2 protein-coding genes are annotated in these 2,077 nt (G+C 64.6%); one reads left to right on the forward strand and one right to left on the reverse strand.

Features of this window, described 5'->3' with window-relative positions; genetic code table 11:
• The first annotated feature begins 108 nt into the window (after positions 1-108).
• Positions 109-243, forward strand: a complete 135-nt coding sequence (locus ABTZ59_RS37005) for a hypothetical protein (RefSeq protein WP_351425897.1) — start codon at positions 109-111, stop codon at positions 241-243.
• Between the two features lie 187 nt (positions 244-430).
• On the opposite strand, the gene ABTZ59_RS37010 is transcribed toward ABTZ59_RS37005, so the two are convergent.
• The gene (locus ABTZ59_RS37010) at positions 431-1,756 is read right to left on the reverse strand and encodes a hypothetical protein (protein ID WP_351425901.1); all 1,326 of its coding nucleotides are present in this window, start codon (positions 1,754-1,756) and stop codon (positions 431-433) included.
• Positions 1,757-2,077 lie beyond the last annotated feature (321 nt).

Here is a 2,077-nt window from a genome sequence, read left to right on the forward strand (position 1 = left end):
GCTTCGCGATCTCCCACAGCCCGTCCGGAACAATCCAGCCCCACGTATCCCGCCCCATGAACAGCCCAACGAGCGATCACCACATAGGACACGGTTTAAGGAAAGCTGATGCGTCAGACCTACGTGAACCTCTGCCTCCTCGTCCTCATCGTCGGAGCTGCGGTGACTTTGATCGCCCTGGGACTTCCCTCCGAGCAGATCATCGCCGTCAGCACGGCCGCGGGAGTGCTGTACACCGCCTGACACCAGGCGAACAACCGTACGACCCCGCGCGAACAGAACGTCTCCCGTACAGGAGACGGGCAGCAGGAGTCCTCCTGAAACGGAGCAGGACACTGCCTCTGGGAGCGTTCGCGGTGTCCTGCCCCCGGGGGCGCTCGGCTGTGCTGGGAGGACCCAGCGAGGCGGGGCGGGGCTTTGAGTTGGCGATCTACAGGCCCTCGTCAGCGCGCCCGCGGATCCTGCACCTTCCCTCGCCGCCCGTCGGCCGGTACCTCGCTGCGATCAGAGGGCGGTCACTCAGCCAGCAACGGGGTGGCCCCGGCCAGGAAAACGCGGGGCTGGAAGACCAGCCGCCACTGCCCCGGCAACGGCTCCGGACGTGGATGGGCCTGGGCGTTCTCCCTGACCCACCGGAGCTCGGCACTGACGCGTTGTCCTTCCGAGTGGTCCAGGATCGCCAGCACAGTGTCTGCGGCCGCCATGTCGTGACGAATTGCGCGGATCTCGAAGTCAGCCGTGGGAACGGCTCGAAAGCCCGGCGGATCTCGCTACGCACGGACTTCCCGTGCTTGTTGTGCAAATCGCGGGTCATCAGGTCGGTGAGGGAGCCGTAGTTGCAGCGCTTCCAGCAGGTCAGCAGCTCATGGGTCTGCTGGTAGAGGGGATGGCTGGTGAAGTCCTCGCTGCCGGGCAGGTACTCGGCTAGCTTCCACTGCTCGTTGGCGCGGTCCGCTTCGGCCTGTTCCCTGATCACGCCGAGCACTTCTTTGAGCTGTCGGCCCACGCTAGACCATGTGACAGGCTCCTCGGCCTGATGCTGTTCCTCCTTCTCGCGCGCGACGGCCCAGTCGGCGACCGCGAGGAGGCGGTTGAAGGCCTTGGTCGCCACGGTGATGTTGTCGTAGTTGAGGATGCTGCCATGCACGATGCCATTGCGGTACAGCTCAGAGACGGGTTCCTCCTGGGTAGCACTGCGCCCCTTGGTGAACGTCTTGTGGGCGTGAGTGAGACCGAGGTGGTGGCCAACGACGCTGTCCCAGGAACGGAGTTCTTCAGGCTTGCGGGCATGGAGGCCTCGGCGCACGGTTTCGACCTCGTTGACGAAACCGTCCATGACGCTCAGCAGGACATGGACGGTGGAGTAGAAGCGGCTGGCAAAGTAGTCCTGGCGGGCCTTGTTGACCAGGTCCAGTCTGCGGCGCATCGCGGGCAGCTTCCGCAGCGGCAGGAGCATGAGCGCCAACCGCTCGGGATCGTAGTAATGCTCCATCAGCAGCTGCTCAGCCCGGTCCGCGTCGCCGTCCGCGGTGGCCAGGATGGAGCGGACCGCCGTGTGGGAAAGCTGGTCGTGGAAGATCCAGTGCTTGTCGCCGAGCAGCTGGTAGAAGGCATCGACGGTGTCCGCCAGCTCACGCATCTGCGTCTTGATCGACGCCGCTCGTTCCCGGCCAGGTTTCCCGAGCAGACGCAAGACCTTCAGCTGCCGGTCCAGTTCAAGGAACGAGGGAAGATCGCGAGCCGATTCGTAGGACATGCAGCCAATCGTATGGACCGGTACTGACATCGGCCGGAGCCCGGGTTCACCGCGCTCCCGGACCACGCTCTCATCGGACTGCCCAAGCCGCTACCCAGCTTGATGACGCGTGACCTGAGCTGACGCGGGCATGGGCAGTCTGAGGCAGCGACGCCTTTCGTCTACGGCTCACCGCTGCTGGCGCCGCCAGCGGAGAGAGCAAAGGCAGCTGCCCTCGCATCGCCTTAGAAGCCATCTCATTTGGCTGGTTCGGTAGCCTGTCTGTGTGGGAATCGTTGAGCGGCTGGTGCCGGACGAACTGTGGGAGTTGTTCCAGCGAGT

It is taken from the genome of Streptomyces sp. NPDC094034 (assembly GCF_040303865.1).
Classification (GTDB): domain Bacteria; phylum Actinomycetota; class Actinomycetes; order Streptomycetales; family Streptomycetaceae; genus Streptomyces.